The sequence below is a fragment of the Alteromonas mediterranea DE genome, assembly GCF_000020585.3.
GTDB classification, from domain to species: Bacteria; Pseudomonadota; Gammaproteobacteria; order Enterobacterales; family Alteromonadaceae; genus Alteromonas; species Alteromonas mediterranea.
In genome coordinates, this window is sequence record NC_011138.3 from 102,163 (window position 1) to 121,656 (window position 19,494).

Annotated in this window: 18 protein-coding genes; 9 read left to right on the forward strand and 9 right to left on the reverse strand. The window is 41.2% G+C overall.

Translation table 11 applies throughout. The features are described 5' to 3' along the window. The first annotated feature begins 48 nt into the window (after window positions 1–48). The 6 genes from MADE_RS00500 to MADE_RS00525 all read left to right on the forward strand — a co-directional run bounded on the left by MADE_RS00500 (window position 49) and on the right by MADE_RS00525 (window position 8,367). Complete coding sequence (locus tag MADE_RS00500; protein ID WP_012516622.1) at window positions 49–1,239, forward strand: TolC family protein; 1,191 nt, start codon at window positions 49–51, stop codon at window positions 1,237–1,239. Continuing rightward, window positions 1,236–2,255 (forward strand): efflux RND transporter periplasmic adaptor subunit, encoded by a 1,020-nt coding sequence (locus MADE_RS00505; protein ID WP_012516623.1) that lies wholly within the window; start codon window positions 1,236–1,238, stop codon window positions 2,253–2,255. Before MADE_RS00500 ends, MADE_RS00505 begins: the two co-directional genes overlap by 4 nt. Beyond that, window positions 2,252–5,320 carry an efflux RND transporter permease subunit gene (locus tag MADE_RS00510; protein WP_012516624.1) on the forward strand — a complete coding sequence of 1,023 codons (3,069 nt, stop codon included), beginning with the start codon at window positions 2,252–2,254 and terminating at the stop codon, window positions 5,318–5,320. The genes MADE_RS00505 and MADE_RS00510 overlap by 4 nt, the downstream gene beginning before the upstream one ends. Next, the gene (locus tag MADE_RS00515; protein ID WP_012516625.1) at window positions 5,313–5,630 is read left to right on the forward strand and encodes a DUF3240 family protein; all 318 of its coding nucleotides are present in this window, start codon (window positions 5,313–5,315) and stop codon (window positions 5,628–5,630) included. Before MADE_RS00510 ends, MADE_RS00515 begins: the two co-directional genes overlap by 8 nt. Before the next feature lie 202 nt (window positions 5,631–5,832). Further along, window positions 5,833–7,593 carry a BCCT family transporter gene (locus MADE_RS00520; RefSeq protein WP_012516626.1) on the forward strand — a complete coding sequence of 587 codons (1,761 nt, stop codon included), beginning with the start codon at window positions 5,833–5,835 and terminating at the stop codon, window positions 7,591–7,593. A 144-nt stretch (window positions 7,594–7,737) separates the two neighbouring features. Further along, complete coding sequence (locus MADE_RS00525; RefSeq protein ID WP_012516627.1) at window positions 7,738–8,367, forward strand: hypothetical protein; 630 nt, start codon at window positions 7,738–7,740, stop codon at window positions 8,365–8,367. 136 nt (window positions 8,368–8,503) lie between these two features. Here the strand turns inward: MADE_RS00525 and MADE_RS00530 are convergent, their stop codons facing one another. After that, complete coding sequence (locus MADE_RS00530) at window positions 8,504–8,752, reverse strand: DUF2960 family protein (protein WP_012516628.1); 249 nt, start codon at window positions 8,750–8,752, stop codon at window positions 8,504–8,506. Window positions 8,753–8,873: 121 nt separating this feature from the next. On the opposite strand from MADE_RS00530, the gene MADE_RS21070 reads away from it, so the two are divergent. After that, on the forward strand, window positions 8,874–9,008 hold the full coding sequence (locus tag MADE_RS21070; protein ID WP_257720416.1) for a hypothetical protein: 135 nt from the start codon (window positions 8,874–8,876) through the stop codon (window positions 9,006–9,008). 182 nt (window positions 9,009–9,190) lie between these two features. Here the strand turns inward: MADE_RS21070 and MADE_RS00535 are convergent, their stop codons facing one another. The 4 genes from MADE_RS00535 to MADE_RS00550 form a co-directional block, all read right to left on the reverse strand. Continuing rightward, window positions 9,191–10,177 (reverse strand): GTP pyrophosphokinase, encoded by a 987-nt coding sequence (locus tag MADE_RS00535; RefSeq protein ID WP_012516630.1) that lies wholly within the window; start codon window positions 10,175–10,177, stop codon window positions 9,191–9,193. Beyond that, a complete protein-coding gene (locus MADE_RS00540) occupies window positions 10,174–11,262 on the reverse strand; it encodes a nucleoid-associated protein (protein WP_012516631.1) in 1,089 nt (362 codons plus the stop codon). The genes MADE_RS00535 and MADE_RS00540 overlap by 4 nt, the downstream gene beginning before the upstream one ends. Window positions 11,263–11,271: 9 nt before the next feature. Beyond that, on the reverse strand, window positions 11,272–11,724 hold the full coding sequence (locus tag MADE_RS00545) for a DUF4231 domain-containing protein (RefSeq protein WP_012516632.1): 453 nt from the start codon (window positions 11,722–11,724) through the stop codon (window positions 11,272–11,274). A gap of 290 nt (window positions 11,725–12,014) precedes the next feature. Continuing rightward, window positions 12,015–12,212 (reverse strand): hypothetical protein, encoded by a 198-nt coding sequence (locus MADE_RS00550; RefSeq protein ID WP_012516633.1) that lies wholly within the window; start codon window positions 12,210–12,212, stop codon window positions 12,015–12,017. 170 nt (window positions 12,213–12,382) lie between these two features. Between MADE_RS00550 and MADE_RS00555 the strand changes: the two genes are divergently transcribed. Next, window positions 12,383–13,240, forward strand: coding sequence for a hypothetical protein (locus MADE_RS00555; RefSeq protein WP_012516634.1), 858 nt, complete (start codon window positions 12,383–12,385; stop codon window positions 13,238–13,240). Window positions 13,241–13,353: 113 nt separating this feature from the next. Here MADE_RS00555 and MADE_RS00560 read toward each other — a convergent pair whose 3' ends face one another. From MADE_RS00560 to MADE_RS00575, 4 genes are read right to left on the reverse strand one after another with little or no spacing between them, the layout of a single operon-like run. After that, complete coding sequence (locus MADE_RS00560) at window positions 13,354–13,836, reverse strand: hypothetical protein (protein ID WP_012516635.1); 483 nt, start codon at window positions 13,834–13,836, stop codon at window positions 13,354–13,356. After that, complete coding sequence (locus MADE_RS00565; RefSeq protein ID WP_012516636.1) at window positions 13,833–15,947, reverse strand: SMC family protein; 2,115 nt, start codon at window positions 15,945–15,947, stop codon at window positions 13,833–13,835. The genes MADE_RS00560 and MADE_RS00565 overlap by 4 nt, the downstream gene beginning before the upstream one ends. A 6-nt stretch (window positions 15,948–15,953) precedes the next feature. Next, window positions 15,954–16,187: a hypothetical protein gene (locus tag MADE_RS00570; RefSeq protein WP_012516637.1), complete on the reverse strand. Its 234-nt coding sequence runs from the start codon at window positions 16,185–16,187 to the stop codon at window positions 15,954–15,956. After that, the gene (locus MADE_RS00575; RefSeq protein WP_012516638.1) at window positions 16,184–18,397 is read right to left on the reverse strand and encodes a DEAD/DEAH box helicase family protein; all 2,214 of its coding nucleotides are present in this window, start codon (window positions 18,395–18,397) and stop codon (window positions 16,184–16,186) included. Before MADE_RS00575 ends, MADE_RS00570 begins: the two co-directional genes overlap by 4 nt. A 135-nt stretch (window positions 18,398–18,532) precedes the next feature. Between MADE_RS00575 and MADE_RS00580 the strand changes: the two genes are divergently transcribed. After that, on the forward strand, window positions 18,533–19,492 hold the full coding sequence (locus MADE_RS00580) for a DUF4007 family protein (protein WP_012516639.1): 960 nt from the start codon (window positions 18,533–18,535) through the stop codon (window positions 19,490–19,492). Window positions 19,493–19,494: the final 2 nt, after the last annotated feature.

Here is a 19,494-nt window from a genome sequence, read left to right on the forward strand (position 1 = left end):
ACATATAAAGGAGAATACTAGAGGTATTAGTTTCTCTGGCGTCTGCTTATGAATACCCGTTATCTGTTCATCCTTTTAAGTTTTCTCGTGTCGAGCTTATTTTCAATCAGCAGCGTGGCGGCTGAAACGTTAAGTGCTATCACCAACAATACTACACAGCGCTTAAAGCAAATCTATAACGTTAACCCCGAAAAATTGCAGGATAACGTTAAAAGTATCAATCGTTGGTTACAAGGGCCAGCCTCTTTGCAGCTTATTGCACTGCCAAGCAATACACAAGGCGGTACAGATGAATATGAGGTAGGGGTGTTTTTTCCCTTTCGGTCACCTGCGGGCAGAGAGCTAGACGCTCAGCAGTTGTCTATTACCAACGCGCTGGATAACCTTCAGGAAACGCGGTTCAGGCTAATGACAAGCGGTTTAATAAGAGAGGCACTGTGGCAGCGTCTCTTTGCAAAAGCCGAAGTAGATGGGCTTTTAAGCAAGCAAGAGTGGATTGCGTCGTTAGACGGTGTAATAGCAAGCTTAGCAAAAACTGGCGAGCTCGACCGTATCGCCTCATTGAGGTGGCAGCAGGAAAAACTTTCACAGCAATTGGCGTTGAAAAAAGCGCAAATGGCGTTAGATAAGGCGCAGAAACAATACAGACAAGTCACGGGTACTGATGTATTACCAGAGCAAGTGACCGAAGCCCTAGCTGGTGATCTTGAGAACAAACTGCAAACACACCCTGAATTAAGGCTACTTACCCTGAGTCAATCTCAGATTGATATGAACTTGGCGCAGTCTGATCAATCACTTTCTCCTTGGGTGCTAGGCGTTATAGCAAGGCAGCTTAGGGGACCAGCGGGCAATGAGAATCTGCTTGGTGTCAGTATTAATATTCCGCTGCCAATGGGCGAGGGCAACTCTGCAAACAATTATGCCTCATGGAAAGCAACACGCGACGAACTTACCGAAGCATTGGCAGAAACGTACACACGCCTACAAACGCAGCTCAACGACGCATTGCAACAGGTTAACTATCTTACTGAAGCTACAAACAATTTAGAGGAGCAGGTTGAATTGGGTGTAGAGATCGCCGACCTGTACCAACAGCAGGGTAGCGTGTTGCCCAAAACATTTTGGCTAGAGCAACTTATCGCCCAGCAGGAGCTTAAGCTAACGCTGTCTCTCAATCGTCTACGTCGCGCTGAAGCAATATCAAAAGTTAATCAAATCGCAGGAGTTACGCTTTGAAATTATTCACCTTTGTTTTCACAAGTTTGTTTCTGCTGTCAGCTATTGCTCAGACCGAAGTCCCAATCGACAGCCTTGGAAAGTTAAATTTAACCTACGTCAACGCAGCGCCGTCACAAAGCGTGCAAAAGGCGGTGTCGACGGGCATTGTAGCGCCTTTTCCGGGCTCCCAATTACACCTTATGGCGCCAATGACGCCGCAGCAGGTGCAATATCTTGTAGCCGATGGCTCAGCCGTAAGCAAAGGGCAGAAGTTAGCTATGCTAAAAGGCAGTGAAGTACATCATTTTACTGAAAATTTAAAAGCAAAAACTGCGTTGCTTCATATCAGCCAAAAACGGTTTAATGCGAACAAGCCCTTATTTGAAGCGAACGCCATATCACAGTCTACCTGGTTTTCTATCGCACAAGCTTATTACGACGCAAAACTTGCCTGGGGGCACTTAGACCATTTTGCTGAAATGTTTGAGTCAGACGAAGATGACGATATCGGATATTTGGTTGCCCCAGAGGCAGGCTTTTTTTTATATGCAAACGGTGAGAAAGACGCGGAAGCAACGCGACTAGGCAGCATAATCAGCAATAGTTCACTCAGAATTAAGACTATGGTAAGCGCTGATGAGGCAAGCCTAATATCAGCAATAGAAACCGCGAACTGCCAGGTTCAAGTTGCGCGTACAGACGCAATAGTTAACGAGTATCTTACTTCAGTGTGGTCTGAGACACTGCCTGAAAGCTGCAACCTGAAATTAGGCCAGCGGGCCCAAGTCAGCGGTCACTTTCAGCTTAAAGCTTTGAAAATTCCCGCACAAAGCGTGTTTTACCTGAACGGCCAATCGTCGGTATTCGTGCGCTCTGATAACGTGCTTAACGTTGTACCCGTGGAGGTAGTTGGGCAAAGTGGATCAGACGCTCTCTTAATCAAAGCAACGCCACAGCTTAATAACCAGCCTGTGCTTTCCTCATCGGTAAGTGCAGTGCAAGGTGTGCTTATTGGACTGGGAGAGATGGAGTGATAGCCCGGATTATACAATTTTCGCTTGTACAGAGGTTGTTTGTACTTGGCGCTTTCATTGGGCTGACTGCTTTTGGAATTAACGCCTGGTTGAATCTGCCTGTCGATGCATTTCCTGATATTTCGCCAACACAAGTTAAGGTCATCATGAAAGCAAATGGCATGACCGCAGAAGAAGTAGAAGCGCAAATAACCCAGCCCATAGAAACCGAGTTGTTAGGTATTCCACATCAGACCATTTTGCGTTCAACCACGAAATACGCCATTACATCCATAACGCTAGATTTTGAACAAGGCACAGATATATATTGGGCCAGGCAGCAAGTAAGCGCACGCTTAGCAAGCGTGGCCGATTTGCTGCCAGCCATTGCCGAAGGCGGGCTCGCGCCTATGAGTACCCCGTTGTCTGAAATGTTTATGTTCACCATAGAAAACCCAAACCTATCACTGCAAGAACGCAAGCATATTCTCGATTGGCAAATACGCCCTGTGCTTCGTACCGTAGCCGGCGTTGCCGATGTGAACGTATTAGGCGGGTTTACTCGAACATTTCAGTTTGCGCCCGATTTATCGCGCTTAGTTGCCTATGGGTTTAGTTTAAATCAACTAGAAACAGCTCTGGCCGAAGCCAATATGAATGGAAGCGTTGGGCGAGTGCGAGCAGGCGCCGACTCACTTGTGATCAGAACGCAAAGCCGCGCCACAAGCCTTGAAGAGCTCGCGGAGTTAGTAGTAGGCAACGTAGACGGGCAGCCGGTAAGGCTATCTGATCTCGGTACGCTCTCCCTTGGCAGCCTTACGCGCTATGGCGGGGTAACCCGAAACGGAGAAGAGACTACTCAAGCGTTAATCGTAGCGCTAAAAGACAGTAACACAGCCAGCGTTGTTGAAGGGGTGATGGAAAAGCTAAAGGCGCTGAAAGCTACGCTGCCAGAGGGGACCGAGCTTAACGTTTTTTACAACCGTAAAACGTTGATTGATACCGCTGTTGGCACCCTAACCAATGCGCTCACACAAGCTGTACTTATCGTTATTGTTGTATTGGCTGTGTTTCTTGGCAATGTGCGCGCGTCTTTCGTGGTTGCGCTGGTTATTCCTGTTGTTGTGCTGCTTACGTTTCTTGCTATGAGTATGACGGGCATTACAGCAAACTTGATGAGCCTGGGCGGGTTGGTCATTGCAATTGGCATGCTGGTAGATGCGTCGGTGGTTGTGGTTGAAAATACCCTATCGCAGCTTGGCGCGAATAAACCGTTACCTCGCCTTCATTTGGTGTACCGTGCTACCCGCGAGGTGGCGGTACCAGTAATTGCAGGCACCGTTATTGTTATCGTGGTTTTCATGCCCCTTCTAACGTTAACCGGGCTGGAAGGTAAACTGTTTTCACCGGTAGCTACCACCATTGTTTACGCCATGATTGCCTCACTGGTCACTGCATTTACCCTTATTCCGGTGGTTGCTTCGTTTTTACTTTCGTCCAAAGACGGGGGGGTACCGGGGTATTTGCAATCTCTTCAGTTAGCCTATCGACGCTCTTTAACGTTCGTCCTCAATCACGCTAAATTAACAGGCATAGTGGCACTTAGTTTACTGGTTTTAAGCGGTCTTCTGTTCTCGATAACGGGCAAAACCTTCATGCCGGTTATGGATGAAGGCGATATTATTGTGCAATTTGAAAAGTCGCCAACCATATCACTCCCATCATCACTTGAAATAGACAAACAAATAGAGCGCATGCTGTTAGCGTCGTTTCCAGAGATAGAGCAAGTTGTGGCGCGAACTGGCTCAGACGAATTGGGGCTAGATCCCATGAGCTTAAATGAAACCGACGTTTTTATGCAGCTTGCACCTTCAGATACCTGGCGCTTCAGCAATAAGCAAGCGCTGGAAGCGTCCATACGAGAATCGCTTCAGGCATACCCGGGTATAAACGTTGGGTTTACGCAGCCTATACAAATGCGTGTGTCTGAAATGCTAACCGGCACAACAGGAATGGTCGCCATCAAAATTTTTGGTGCTGATATGCAAACACTGTCGGATATTGCGAATAACGTGGCTAACGTTGTGCGAAAGCAAGAGGGCGCAGTAGACACAAACGCCACGCTAATTGAAGGCGGTGACTTTCTTAGCATTATTCCCAAACCGGGCGTAGCCATGGAATTTGGAATGACTAACGCGGCCCTTTCTCGCTACCTGAAAATGCAGGTTACCGGCATTCAGGTGGGAGAAGTAATAAAGGGAAGAGTGCGTACACCAATCTACTTTGGTGAGTTAGAGCAGGGGCAGGCAGCTATTCTTTCACCAGATGTACTTAACAGCATGATGGTACTTATGCCCTCGGGCCAAGAGCTAATGCTCTCTGATATCGCAAACATTACCCGCACACAGGGCCCTGCTGTAATTGAACGAGAGAAAGCTATGCGCTTTGCTGTGGTAACCACAAACGTTGAAGGCCGAGATTTGGTGGGGTTTGTTGAATCAACGCAAAAGGCTGTTGGTTCTAGTGTGTCTTTACCATCGGGCTATGCCATAGAGTACGGCGGCGAATTTGAAAACCAAATACGCGCGACGAATAACCTGCTTACGGTAATACCCTTGGTTATCGCAGTTATTGTACTGATACTGTTTACTATTTTTGGTTCGCTAAAACTGGCTGCACTGGTTATGGCTAACGTGCCTTTTGCAGTAATGGGCGGCGTTTACGCACTGTTTATTACCGGCGAATACATTTCAGTTCCAGCTTCAGTGGGCTTTATAGCGCTACTAGGTGTGGCAGTGCTTAACGGCGTGGTAATGGTGTCGCATTACGAATCATTGAAAAGGCAGTCGTTATCGCTATCTGAGCGCGTAGCAAACGGAGCGGTGTCACGTTTACGCCCTATTTTAATGACCGCAACCACAGCAATGTTTGGCTTATTACCTTTGGCGTTTGCATCTGGGCCTGGTGCAGAAATTCAAAAGCCGCTAGCGATAGTCGTCATTGGCGGGTTAATTTCATCAACGCTTATCACATTATATCTTTTACCTATTGGCTATCATTATTTGGAGCGCCGTCAAAATGGATAAATCCCAGCTACTAACGTTGTTTATCGACAAAGAAATGGAAGCTGATGTGGTAGATTGCCTTATTCAGTTTGATGGTGTGAGCGGTTTTACTGTATCCACCTGTTTTGGCTTTAGCCGCGAGAGCGCGCATCTTAACAAGGCCGAACAAGTCGCGGGAGGCCGGCACATGCTGAAATTAGAGGTAATACATAACAGTGAATACGCGCAAGGGATGTTGCAAGCGTTAAAGGCACTTAATGGCCGAAATGCCATACGCTATACCATAACGCCAGTATTTGATGAGGGCCACATAGTTCAAAAAACGCTGTAAGCCGAAACGTGTACTAAAAAAGATACGCCGCTAATGCGGCTTGCGTATAACATTGCAGCGACTAAGCGCGCCTAAACTGCATGCGCATAAAAGTAACCATCGCCACACATACAACACTATTCTGATAAACTGTTTTAAAAGATTACCCGTTTAAAGCTTCATTGCACAATGGCATCGATAAAAATAAAACAAAGGATCGTGTATGAGTAGTAATACCCGAGATGAAGTCTCATCAAAGGCTAGCACTGAACAGGAAAGCGCATTTAGCGTAATCGACAAGCCTACCTTTTTTGGCTCTCTTATTCTTCTTCTGTCTGTCACTCTTCCCCTTATCATTTGGCCCGACCAAGGCGCCCAGTGGGTAGCCACGGCCAAAGACTTTGTTACCAGTAAGCTCGGCGTTTTATACCTATTGCTTGGTGTGGGCGCAGGTGGCTTCATGGTTTACATCATGTTCAGTGATATTGGGCAAATTAAACTGGGCGAGCCAGAAGAAAAGCCCGAGTTCTCGCCTGTATCCTGGGCTGCCATGCTGTTTTGTGCCGGCATTGGGGCGTCTATCTTGTACTGGTCGATGATTGAGTGGGTGTACTACTACCAAGCGCCACCGTTTCACATAGAAGGCGAAACCCCCGAGGCCGCTAAATGGGCCGCGGCCTACGGTATATTCCACTGGGGGCCGTTAGCGTGGGCGATTTATCTTATTCCCGCCGTGCCTATTGCCTACTTCTACTACGTGCGCAATCACAGCGTGTTAAAAATATCCGAAGCGCTTATGCCGGTCATCGGCGAGAAAATGGCCCACGGCTGGTTGGGTAAAATTATCGATATCAGCTTTATCTTCGGCATGCTAGGCGGCGGGGCAACTACCCTTGGCTTGGCTGCACCTATGATAAACGAAGGGGTACACGAACTCTTCGGGGTACCTAAATCGCTGACTACCCAAGTAATTGTGCTTGTAACCTGTACCGCCATATTTGGCTATAGCGCGTATGTTGGCCTTAAAAAAGGCATTAAGCTGCTGTCAGACATTAACTTTTGGCTGGCAGTTGGCTTACTGCTATTTATCTTCATTGTTGGGCCAACCTTATTTATGGCCAATACCGGCCTAGACGCCCTAGGCCGAGTAATGAGTAACATCATAAAAATGGCCACATGGCTAGAACCCTTCGCCGAATTCAACGGCTTTGAAGACACCCACTTCCCACAAGACTGGACCATTTTCTACTGGGCTTGGTGGCTAGTGTTCGCGCCAAGCGTAGGTTTATTTATTGCCCGTATTTCACGTGGGCGTACCATTCGCACTATGGTGGCGGGCTCTATGTTCTTCGGTACTATGGGATGCTTCTTATTCTTCATGGTAATGGGCAATTACGGCCTGTATTTACAGCTATCGGGCGAGCTTGACGTAGTAAGCATACTTAACCAGCAAAGCCCAACAGCGGCTATTTTTGCCATGCTGCATACGCTGCCGCTAGACTACTTAGTTATTGCTGTGTTTACACTGTTGGCACTTATATTCACCGCTACGACGTTCGATTCTATTTCTTACATTCTGGCAGCCGTAGTGCAAAAAGAAGTGGATGAAGAGCCACTGCGCTGGAACCGTTTATTCTGGGCCTTTGCGCTATCCTTCATGCCCATAGTACTTATGTTTGTAGGCGGGTTAGAAACGCTACAAACCGCATCGATAATAGGGGGCGTACCGCTACTCGCCGTTGCTTTAATGCTGTGTATTGCCATAGTACGGGCGGCCAACTACGACATGCGTTATCAGCCCGATTATTCAATAAAAGAAATCAACATAGGCGAATTCCCCGACGACGACCCATGGAGCGAAGAGGGCAGTTGGGAAATTGAAGAGGAAACCGAAGAAGACGTGCCTATTGCGGCAAAACCTAAACCTCGGGAACCGAAAGACCACATTGAAGGCGACCCGCACAGCAGGCCTTCTAGGCTGTAGGTTTTAATAACAAATGTGTTAAGCAAAACGCTGCCAACTGGCGGCGTTTTTGTTTCATGAACCCGCACAATTTACTTTTTCTAAAAACTGGCTGTGGTACCGTAATTAGCTCCATTAGCCTTAACGTTTAAGCCAAGTAGCAGTATGTCAGTAAAGAATTATCAAAAATTCTACGAACCACTAAACGCGGTACATTCGGCTGACTTTAACCGCTGTATTTACTGCGGCTGCGAAGCGGCCCGGCAAGATTTTATCCCGCCCATAACATTCATTCACGATTGGCAAAGCGGGCACTTACAGGCCGACTTCATCTCTGTACCTTCATGCAATGAATGCTTCGACCTATTAAAGAATGAAAACAACGGCACGTTAGAACCCAGAATTACCGTGCTAAAAAAGCGATTGGCAGAAAAGTACAAAAAGGCCATTAGGGTTTTTAACCACTGGAGCATGGAAGAAATTGAAGAGATGGACGCGGCATTTCAAATAAGCCTTAAAGGCGGCATGCGCTTAGGCAAAGAAACCCTTTCGCGCCTTCAATTTGCTGGGTTCAACTATGAAGTAAACGGCAGTATAACGCGGGTGGCAAAACCCCAGCACCAAGTGTTTAACGTATTCGATGAAGAATTTAGCAGCTTTAGAGAAGCGCTAGCCTTTGCCAGCGCCACCTACAAAATAAAGAAAAGCCGGCTAAGCCAGCTTTATTTCGACAATGATGAAAGCTTTGATAGGGCGATTGAGGTATTTCATGGGTTGATTGAGGGTAAACCATGAAAATTTAATTGATGGCTTTGCGCGCCGGAGTCAGAGATTCGAACCCTATCGGGCCCACCATTTTTTAAAATTTGACCGTTAACCCCCAAAAGCAAAGTATTTTAGACGTCTAGTATGTGTTGCATGGGCTCAACCATCATTCTTGACCGTTTTTTAAGAAGTACAATTCAGAAAAACCCATTTTTACAAATTCGGTATCTCTGAAGTTTCTTACGGTTTTTTTGTCTTTACTGATAGCGGCAAGTTGCTGTTCAGTTTGCAGGAACTGGGAAAGGTCTATTCCCTCAGCATCAGCCACGGCTTCATGCATATTTTGATGGCGGCTGTAAGAAAAGTTTATCTCTTTTGCCACACCTTTAAACTTATAACGTACTTTATGGGCCATGTTCTACTCAAGTTGGTCGATGTAATTCAAAAACGGTTTAACCGCTATTATAAACTCAATTAGTGATAATGATTAGCGTGTTAAAAAGCGGATGGGAAAACTGCTGTGTGAGGTGTTTAAAGTGTTCTACGAAGAATTTAGTAGCTTTAGAGAAGCGTTAGCCTTTGCCTGCGCTACCTACAAAATCAAGAAAAGCCGACTAAGCCAGCTTTATTTCGACAACGATGAAAGCTTTGATGGGGCTATTGAGGGTTAACCTATGAAAAGCTGAACACTGGCTTTGCACTCCTTAGGCAAAAATCATAAGTTCTAATCCTAGCGAGTACGCTATGAAACACCGATTCTTTTCCTCAAACATTTAGTTTTTTAAGTTGTTTAGGAAATGTAGCAGAGGTTAGCAACTTTTTAGAGTGATAGGTGTGGTTAGAAAGAATTACACTAATCGATATCGAGTGATTCCCCCATATCAGAAGCAATAATTTCTAATACCCGTCGTTCTATAGGCCATTGTTCTATAGCCTTTATTTTCTCTTTCCTTATAAGCCAAATAATGAACATAACTATCGATTGTGAAAACCAAGGGTACAGCTCTACTTCAGTTACTAAGAGCTCAAGAAACTCTTTACGACGTATAAATAGCTCCTCAATTTGACCTATTAGGGTGTCTGAAAGAATTTCACTAAATTCATCAAGTATAGTAAGAGAGGATTTTTGAGCAGGCGTAGGAATATTACCGGTTAGCTTTGTATACAGAAAGTCTAATGATGATTGAAAATTTAGCTGTTCAATTGGAGTAGAGTTTAACTCTCGGTTAACCATAGAAAAAAAATCATCAGTAGTCTCTATAAGAGCCATACTTTTTGCTACGGTTCTATGTACTACTGGTTTAACTGATGTCTTGGTTTTATATATCGCGTCATGGGTTAATTCAGCATAAGCATGCTGAAGAAGAGTTCTAATTTGAATCTCACAAGGTATGCTCTTATCGACTCTGATTCCATTTGATGATAACTCCTCCCTTGGTCTAACAATGTAATGAACGGATTGATATGTAAACAAGAGGGGGGAGGCATCTCTTTCTTTTCCGAAGTTACGACACTGTTTTGCTGTCCACTCCGGCGCGCTCTCAACGATGTCGGTAATGAACTTTATGTCTTCAACCAATAAAACTACAAATCTGCAGCCAGCTTTATCTTCGATTTCTTTATAAGGATCTTTATAGCCTTTATCCTTTCTACAGAAAGCTTTATCCAATAGGGAGGCTTCTTCCTTAATACGAACGTCACATGGCTGCTTAAGAAAGGTGTTAAGACTTTTAACTCGATCTAATAAACGTTCCTTTATTGTAGATACGACGAAGCTGCCCCATTCCTTATAAACGAGTTTCTCATCATTCCACTTTTGTAAAAATTCTGATTCGGTCATTCTTGAGATGTAATTCGATCTTTGACCAGAACTTTTGTCCATTTTTCAGTCTCGCCACCTCCAACATCAACGTCATATTCTTCAAAAGTTACAATTTCACCAAAGTCTTTTGCAGGAGCTGTGATTCTTACTTGTTTCTTAAACTCTATCTTTCTCATTTGAAGTTTGCTTTCAATGAATTTTGTGTCTTTCGTGAATGCTGAAAATGGTAATCCGGATTCGTCAATTTCGTCTTTATATTGTGACCTTTCTTCTTTGTCAAAATATCTGTTAGAGAACTCTTTTGGCTCAATTACCGAGTTGTTTTCAAACTTCAAATAAGAGTTCAGTGCATTTAATAGCTGATTCTTTCGGTCTTGAGGGATAGATAGCTCGTCAATAAAATCTTTTGTAACCTCGTAAAACTTATAAGTGGTTCTTGCACTGGACTCAGGATATCCACACCCTAAAAATGCTGAATAAAAATACTGTGCAGCCGCCTTGCCATCAACTTGCGATATCTGAGTATCGCTAACTAGCACAGTATACTTATCCTTTAAATCAGTAGTTTTCTCTGCATCTGGTTTAAGAAAAAATCCTGCAGTTTTGTATAGCTTTGTTGCAGGAGTTAGTAAAGCTTCTTGAACGTATTGCAAAGTAATTTGCTTGGTGTGCGGATCTTGTTTCTTTTCGTATGCACTATATATCTCTGCTTTCATAATGCCAATGAATGGCGTTTTATTCGAGCCATAAGCACCTTTAAAAACTACTACTATTCCACCAGTGTAACTTCGCCTATTCTGTGCCTCTGCGAGATCATAAGCAATGTCATAAGAAGTCTGAATAAAATCAGGATCGGAAGCGCTGATAAGACGATCAACCTTACAGACAATGGAATCATCCCCATCTTTTTTTATAGCCATCTCTACAGCTTTTGAGTCATTTCCTAAAGCTTCAGTCACTCTAGTTTTAAAAGTATGAGATGCAGCTACATCAAAATTTATTAAATCCTCACCTTTGGTCGGCTCGACAACTTCAGACATACTATCACGTTGATATATTTGATGAATTGCAATCTTGTTGATATTTATTTTTGTAAGAATCATTATTACAACCTACTTAGAATTTTCATTTACTTTTTGTCTGACAATTTTTAGCCAATCTGAGCTATCTTGCTCCCAAGTTTTTTGATATTTTTCGAATAGTTCATCAAGGTCGAAAATTTTAGCTCTAGCAACAAGATAAGATAGTTCATTTTGTAGTTGGTACAGCGAAAGGAGAGTGGTTTTATGACGAATCCATAGATTTTTATAGTTGAACGCCGCGTCCATTCCACTAACGACAGTTAGTAAAAAACCAAAGATTAATGCCGTATTTTTCTGGTAAGTTTGATACTCAGTATCAACATCAAATCCAAGCGTTAGAGTGACAATAGCGCCTAAGATAATAGAAAGCGCTTTGAATAAATTTGCCCTTATTTTTAATTTTTTTGATTTGCTTTTTAGAGTCGAAATTTTTACTTCAAGCGCATTTTCTAAAAACTTGATATCTTTATTTTCTCTGTCCATGAGACCTGCTAACTATTTATGTTTTTCTATTATTCTTCTATCATAACCTAAAGGAATAATTTGAACCACGTTCCGGCTCTAAAACCTCTATTTTTAAGTGCCACACGCCCATACTATGTTGGAAATCTGAATAGCGTGATCATTGCACTAAGGAATACTCACCTCATCAGCTTTATGAGGTCATTCATTGCCCCTTGTCTTCATTTACTCCAAATTAGTCGCGATGTGTTACTGTGTCCAAAGGCTCAATAGCTTTGCTACTAGAAGAGTAAATAGGGTAGAAATAACCGTTAGCTTTGTAGAAGTCTTAGCGCGGTTTTTATTGTGACGATGACATCGTCAAATGGAATAGAGAAGGACTCGTTTTGCTCGTCGATCAACGCGAGTAGGTTGGACAAAATTACTTCAACCGTTTCTTCTTTGAAATTTTCTTGGCGTATCAATGATTTTAGCTCAATTAGCGAAGCATTCGGTGTTATTGTTACCATTTACTGTCTCCTGTAATTCTTTTTTAAAATTACAACAGAAGATGTGTGAAAACAGCTGTACCAACGTTCAGTTAAGTGGTTTTTCGAGTAGCTACTTGAAATGAAAAAATAAGTAAGCGGTTTCTATGTTGTGAAAAACAGTAAAAAGGTAAACAGAAAAGGATGTTCTAGTGCTCGAAAGAAGTGATGTTGAATGGCCGCTATGGCGTAAAAAAGTAGATGGTACCTTTCTCAAAGAGTTCTCTACACCAATACCCCAATGGGTTCAAAAAATATGGCAGATTCAGGATAACTTTAGTGAAGTTAGGTCTAAACTAGATGAAATGAGCAATGTACGCATTCAGTTTAAAAAACAGATTTTCGAAGGAAATGTAGTAAAAAGAAAAAGCCAGAACGGCTATCGATATAGGCTTAGTTTTCAGCGTGAATTAGGCCGGAAGTTACAGGATATCTATTTAATGACCTTTATGAGAGCTATTGAAGCCGAGCTCACAGAAGGAGTTAGCCATAGACAAATTGAAAAGGACATAAGTTTCTGGGAGTTTCTTGATATTGAATTCGATATTGATAATAAGCTTTTTATATTTACACCAAGCTTCACAGTAGAGCCCCAGTTCCCTCAATTATTTAATCGGTTAATCGATTCAGCACCGCTTAAGGCAGTGGCTTCTACCCTATTGTCTGGTGAGTTCGCGCGTATTCACAAGCAAGACTGGAAGCCACGATCAGAATACAAACTAGAAATTGGTGCAAGCAATGTTATTTATATGCTGTTGGATACTGAGAACAAACTTCTTTATGTTGGGGAAGCGAACTTACTAATTCCTAGGTTTAATAATGGCCATCTTGATATAAAAAATTGGGATTATTATAAGTACAACGTTCTCCCGCCAGAACTTGGAAAATACAGACTAGCTATAGAACGAATGCTAATCAGAGATCTCGCTGCGATTTTAGATAATAAACAGGGAATTAAAACAATTTCAATCTCTGACTATAGCCTTGCTAATCGTAAAATAGATATTTAATTCGCTAGTTAAATACCTTCTTTAAATATTCCTACAACATAACGAAAGTGTGAACACGTTTAAGCCTGAGTCAGTATTGGTTCGAGTTCGCGTTCACACTTCAGTTTTACTAATTAATCTTCTTCCAATAAGTTTACAAACAATAACTCATCTTCAGCCGCTTCTTCACTTTCTTCAACCTTCTGTTTTATATACATAAAACCACCATTGGCAAACTTTTCAATTGTTGAAAGGACCTTGGTACTTTCTTTGTATAGGCTGTCTTTATCCATACTTTCGACGGCGTTCATATCAAAGTCAGACTCGGCGATAGCGCAGATGATCAATTGCTCAGTAAGATCTGCAGGTTTCCAATTTTCTATTTCCCAAAAATCTTTTGCAGTATCTTCGGAGGTCAATTCAAGTGACTTGTTCTTAGCTAAACCAATAAAGAATGCATAAATATAAAACTCATACACATTTGCAAATGCTTTACCCCGGTTAAACTTATCTTCTTTACTTCCGCCGCCGTATTGCGCGTATCTCGATATAATTGGCTCAAAAGACTGGAGAAACTTTGGCCTAAAACTATTAATTCTCTTTTTTAGTAAGTTCATAAAACAACTTCCTCTATAGAGGTTTCTAAGTCCGTTCTGTCATTCATATTTCCACTAGCGTATTTGGAATTGAGTATGTGAATTGAACCAATGTTTTGTTTGTTTTCCATTATGAACTTAGCCCTATCTTCTGGTTCGATAAAATCATAAGTCATAACGATAGACTGAGAAAAATTCGAGCTTAAAGCCTTATAGAAGCCTGTGGAGTATTCGTGTGCCATCTTTGACGTGGGCGCATCAGAAATTAAAGTGAAGTTGTCACTCCACCTGGCTCTAGCCGTCAAGATAGCCATGATTAGCGCGAGTTTCACCAAAACAATATTAGAATCATTGCTTCCTGTAACAGAGTAACCTTCTTGGTCAACTATTTCAGCTTTATATGCACCGTTATCAAGGCGCTTTAACCTAATTCTACCTTTAAAGGACATGTTGGAGGACGTCATTTCCTCAAAGATTTTGTTTGCTTTACTCTCTAGCTCTAAGACGATCTGTGTATAAACCTCTTCTCTAGTAGATTTTGCGATTCTAGCTAGCGAAGCAAAAACTTTTTCAGCATTCACTAAAGCTAAATCAACTTTACCTAATGTCAGTTTTTCTAATGATTTTTTGATTTTTTCCTGATTCGTGCTGAGGCGATTGAGTTTATTTTCAATATCTTTTTGCTCTGCTCCGAATCTTTCCACATTGCTTTGAGCACGTCTAAATTCACTTACAACATCTTCAGAGCTATCGTTTTCTAATAAACCTTCAAGCTCTGCATTTATAGTGTCCAATCTACTTTTATTTTCAAGAATATCAGCCTCAAGACTCGAAATTGTGTCGAATTGCTCTGAAATTCGTTCATTCGTAGTCTCAATATGTTGATAAAATCGAATGCTTTTAGTGTATAGATGGTCATAATATTCGGAGCAGTCACACTCAAACGGCGACTTTGTTACACTACTACTGCGGTTAACTAACTCTTCTATGTGTTGGTAGGCATCGCTTCCCTTTTCTGCCTTCCTATTACAAACGTAACAAGTCTCACTTTCTAGCATCCCGTGCAGGTGCATGGGCTGCGGTACATTAAGGGGAAGCTTAAATGAAGTTTGTTGATTTTGATTAACAATCTGCTGGTGTTTTTCAAAATATTCTTTATATTTGCGACCAAATTTTTCTAGTGATGGTTTGCTAAACTTAAGAATCCAGTAGTCATGGAACATTTTGCTGGTGAAGCTCTTCCTTTTTTCAATTACAGAGTCTTCATTGGCTTTTAATTTTATTTCAAGGTTAGCTCTTTCAATTTTTAATTTTTGTTTTTCTTCCGCATCATCAATTTTATTTAAAAGATCGTTTATCTTTGATTGCGCATTGGTGTAATTCTCATTCGCTAATTTTTTGTCATCTTCGAGATTTTTTATTTCTCTTAAGTTATCGTTAAATTCTTTTTCAAGTCTATCAGATTCTTCTTTGTTTTTACTTAAGCTTTTTTGGTTTTTTAATAAGCTTTTAGATGATTTCTCAGCACCTTTATGCGTGATTTCAACGAGTTCATCGTAAAAGTTTATGTCGGATAGCAGCTTTATTATTTTGGCTAATGAACTTTTTTGCGTTAAATCCATTAGGCCGTCAACTTGTTCACCCTGAAACCACATATAAGGTTTGATGTGTGGGGGAATGACCCTATTTAATACTGAATCAGGTGTCTCATTTGATGTAGTCCATCTATTTGTTTTTTTCTCTTCGATCAAAAGGATAGACCGCTCTTTCATCCATTCAGTATCTGAGAGCTTTGTGCAATGAAATACTCGAGTAAGCCTGTACTCTCTGCCTTGACTACTCTCTACTACGAGACATGCTTCGGCAGTAGCTGTGTCACCTACCTCACAGTTTCTAGTAACTTTATCTGATATTAACTTTTCACCATATACACTCGTAGGGGTAAACTGTCGTATGTCAGTGTCAAAGATTTGGTCATATAAGACCCAATAAAAACCATCAAAAACTTTAGATTTGCCATTTCCATTATTACCAATAATTAGGTTTAGGCCGTTTTTGAAGCAAAAGTGATTCTGATCTAGCTCGCCACAATAGCATTGAAAATTTTTAAGCGATAAACTTTTTATTAACATAGAGCATTACACCGATTTTGACATTTCTTCTATTTTCACATTGACCTTTTTAAAGCACGCTTGTTCACCATCACCGCTACTATGCGCGATTAACAGTGTTTTTAAGCTTTCAATTAAAATGTCTTTTGAATCCCGACTAAAATCAACGTCAGATAATTCATCATTAGTAAGTGCGCACTCCTTATCTAAAGCACTTGATAGTAAAAACGAGCGTAGTATTTCATTTCTATCATATCTCATTGAAAATCCTCTATTTCGTCTTGTAGACCATACAAGTCAATTTGGTACTGTTTGCAAATCGGTTCAAATAAGCTCATGACATTTGAATAGTTTCTAGCTAATGATGCAAAGTAGACAACTCGTACAATCTCATCTTTTAAAATTTTTCGCTCAAACCTAAAAGTGTCTGGATCTGATGGAGGAGGTGGTATAACAACCATGTCATGTATGAGCGCTACGTGTTTATCTTTATGTTTTCTTAAAACCCGTCCTCGTCTTTGAACAAACTGCCTCGGGTTTCCTGAACTTGCGCAAAAAATAGCGAGTTCCGTTCTTGGTACATCAACACCTTCATCTAAACACTTCATGGAAAATAATGTATCTATAATTCCATTTTGAAAGTGTTGCATTGTTAAATCTCTACTTTCAGTTTTACCGGTAAACGCATGTGCTTTATAGTTTGGATAGTTAGTTTCGTACACGCGGATAAATTCATCCAATATATTCTTTTGTTCTGTATCTTCACTTTCGTAATCGCCTTCAGGAGCATACACAAACGAAAATGATAGCGTTTTGTATTTTGCTTTATGCTTGGCTAAGATACTTTTAAAAACGCGTAGCTTGTCTTCAGCTTTGTGTATGATGCGTTTTCGTTTTATAAGCAGCATCTGCACATATTCTGAGTCCTTAAAGCGATTTGTCTCAAAGTCAAAATATTTCAATAGCTCTTTACTAGTTGCATAGTATTCTTCGTTCTCTTGTTCATTTAACTGAACAAAATGAGGAAAATAGTCATATTTACACAAAACCCCTTCTTGAATCGCTTTGCTCATCGGGAAGTTGTACGTGTAGGGATGCCGTGAGTTAAACGCGTGCTCTATTGCTTGATTACCATCTTCGTCAAATTGGCGTTTAATAGTGGCTGAAAGTGCAATTCTCCGCTCGATGTGGAGTTTTTCTAGAATCGTTTTTAACTTTGGGCTTCCAAATGCGTGGGCTTCATCTGCTATTAGGAGAGCGGGTGACGGAATTTTTGTAAAATATCTCTGAAATTTTTCTGATGAAAACGTAGTGTAAGTAGTTATTAAAACAAAGCTTTTCTTTTTATTAAATCGTAAGTTACTTTGTAGCTTGTTTAAATCTTGCTCCCATGTCTTGAATTCAGACGAACATGGAATAATGTTTCTAAAGTTAAACGACTTAGCTTCACCTATCCACTGCTTTAATAATGTTTTTCCTGGTACTAGAATAACCGATTGGTAGTAGCCTTCCATTTCATAAATATTCAGAAGACAGTTGAGAGCCGTTATGGTTTTACCTGTCCCGGTAGCCATCAGAAAGATGCCCTTAAAATCATTCTGTTTCCAATTAGAATATGCTTCTTTTTGATACTCTCGAGGCCCGGTCTCAAATGGAAACCGTGGAGTTTCATTATATTCTTCTATCTGTTTTTCTAGGTTTGCTGCTGCTTCCTTTAATTTTCGACTAATATTAAAAAACTTATCAGAACTAGCTTCTAACAACTTTGCTTCATTAGCGAGTAGCTCCACTAAACTTTTATCTTCACCTAGTGTCTCGACAGCGTCTAATAATTGCGATTCATCTAAATAGCGATATTGGCCATTTTCTTTATTTAGGATAGCTTCTATTTCAGACTTCTTACCCTGTCCTTTACTTTGTTCAAAAGTACTAGCCCATAGTCTAAAAACGGACAGAGTTTCAGCATTTTCCAATAGCCCATTAGCCGTAAAGTTACAGCTACCATCCATAAAGATTTCATTATCAAAATGATCGGTGAATACACCTTGTTTAAAGTGAGTCATTCTCGCTGGTTTCAGCATAACGGGAACAATTCTCAGTCTTCCTTGTTTGCGCAGATATTTTAAGCAATTGAAAAAGTGCTCCTCACTTGTTGTCAGCGCACTTTTTATATGGACTAAGTTTTTTAAATCGAGTTCTTCAGAGAGTAAGGAGTCTTCACTGAACAATGCTCTATCTTCACCGTATACAAAGTGGTTTGAAACTATATTCAATGTACCACCGCGATAAATGAACTGCGCGAGCGCACAAGAAAGGAGTCTTAGGGCTTTTGAACTAAAGTAACCTAATTTTAGATGGATAGATTTACTAAGTGGAATTACATCAAGGTAAAACTCTATAGGAAGGTTTTGACCGTCTGTAGTGTACTCAAAACTTTTAGGGAAAACTAAATCGCGGAAACTACTGCTCACTTTCCATTGCACTCCTTGCATCTATACAAAAGTAGAATATCATTGATTTTATTTTTTTCAACAGGATACCTATTCAAAGAAGATTGAAGGAGTTAACATCTACCTTTGGACAATTTCTCCAGGAGCTGTATTAGAATGGAACCTAAGTTTTCAGGGCATGAGACTTTCCCGCTTAGATATGGGTGGTTATTTAAATCCGCAAACTTGTTGAATATAAAAGGGAATTTGAGCACTTCGAGTGCTAAAGATGTACAAGAAGCTATTGTCGAACTCGGCGTGGGGAAAAACATGGTGAGTGCTATTCGATACTGGAGTGAAGCTTGCTCTATAGTCAAGACACTTAAAAATGACGCTTCTCAATCGTTAACAGATATCGGAAGATATCTATTTCTTCCTTCAGTTAATGAAGGAACTACGAGAGCCGCGGGAGTTGCGAATGATCCATTTCTTGAGCGAATTGGAAGCATATGGCTTATACACTTCTTACTGAACTTTGATGAGGATGTTCTCACCTCTTATCGCTATTTTTTCAATATGACTGCTATGCAGAGCTTTGAAAAATCAAAGCTTATTTTTGATATTGAACGAGATGCTAAAGTCATATGTGATAAAGAAGTAAAGGAAAGCACTATTAAAAAAGATGTAGATTGCTTCCTTCATACTTACGCAAGTAAGTCGTTAGCGAAAGGTAAAAAAAATTTCGTTATAGGTGAAGAGCACTTTGCTTCACCGTTGATTGAGCTAGGCCTTATACGTGATTTAGGAAAGGGCAACTATTCATCAATTTTAGACGAGCGGCCAACCCTGCCTACCGAAATTTTCTCATTTGCGCTGTTACGTTTTGTCTTCGAAATTAAAGCTTCAGAAACAGCTGGTTTTGATGCGTTGTTATCTGATCAGTGTTCTCCAGGTAAAATATTTAGGCTTTCAGAAAGGGGCCTCGGCGTACAGTTAGACAACGCGGTAAAGCAGTATCCTAATTTGCTTGAAGAGACAGATACGCAGGGAATGCGACAGGTGAGGGTTTTAAAAACGTTCGATGAAAACGAAACCTTCCAATTTATCTTGGATGATTATTACAGAGGCTCGAAGTGATA